Origin of the sequence: Calorimonas adulescens (assembly GCF_008274215.1) — a bacterium.
GTDB lineage: Bacteria > Bacillota > Thermoanaerobacteria > Thermoanaerobacterales > UBA4877 > Calorimonas > Calorimonas adulescens.
Genome location: NZ_VTPS01000052.1, coordinates 1 through 889 on the forward strand (window position 1 = coordinate 1; position 889 = coordinate 889).

Here is an 889-nt window from a genome sequence, read left to right on the forward strand (position 1 = left end):
AGCTACAGTAATAGATAAGAGTCATTATGAAGGTCTATATATGAAAGTACCACAAAGTGCCCCGGAAATAAGAAATAAGTTTAAAGAGGTACTCACAGAAAATGGTGAAGAGTTCTTTAGTGTTATGGAACAAAGGATGTCCAACTACAATGTCCACGGTCAAAATATTCTAAAGCAGCGCACCCTTTATGAGGACAAGGTTATTGATGAGGTTTTGGGAAAAGCTTTGGAGTATGGAATATATAACAGCAGTCTTGTAAGGAATTTACTTAAGAAATATCCCTTGAAGAAAGAAGAAATCTCAACGATAAATACAAGAGAGAACATAAACACAGGCAGTTATAACATAAGGACTATGGACTACTATAGAGATCTTACAAGATAGGTGGTGAAAAGTGCATGGCTGACACTCAAACAGAGAGATTAAAAAACAGCTCAAAATTCTCAGCATGAAGACTGTCCTTGAAATCTTTGAAACAGAAGCTGAAAATGCCTCTAAGACAAAGCTGGGTTATATAGGTTATCTATCCAATCTAATAGAACAGGAATTCCTGGTTAAAACCGATAGATCAATAAACAGGAAGATACAAACAGCTAAATTCCCATCATTAAAGACCATTTTCAGATGCCAATGCTTTCATAGAAGAATTATACACAAGTACTTATAGATAATACAATATCAGAAAAACTGGAATCCTTAAGCAGATTAGATTTACTTATCTTTGGAGACCCTGTAATATCCTCAGCAATAATAGACAGGATAGCTCACCACTGCCATATAATACCAATCAATGGAAACAGCTATCGTACGAAAGATAAGTTACACAGGGACTACAAGGGGGGTCAGAATTAGTTGCAAAAAGGGGTCAATATTACTTGACAATCTACA

The 889-nt window shown here is 35.5% G+C and carries 3 protein-coding genes; all 3 read left to right on the forward strand.

Going from position 1 to position 889, the window contains the following annotated elements; translation table 11 throughout:
* Positions 1-385, forward strand: a 385-nt coding sequence (locus FWJ32_RS13210) for a hypothetical protein (protein WP_203227785.1), incomplete at its 5' end; no start/stop codon positions are given.
* Positions 386-440: 55 nt separating this feature from the next.
* Complete coding sequence (locus tag FWJ32_RS13980; protein WP_420837959.1) at positions 441-668, forward strand: ATP-binding protein; 228 nt, start codon at positions 441-443, stop codon at positions 666-668.
* A gap of 50 nt (positions 669-718) precedes the next feature.
* A complete protein-coding gene (locus FWJ32_RS13655; RefSeq protein WP_275266306.1) occupies positions 719-853 on the forward strand; it encodes an ATP-binding protein in 135 nt (44 codons plus the stop codon).
* The last annotated feature ends 36 nt before the right edge of the window (positions 854-889 follow it).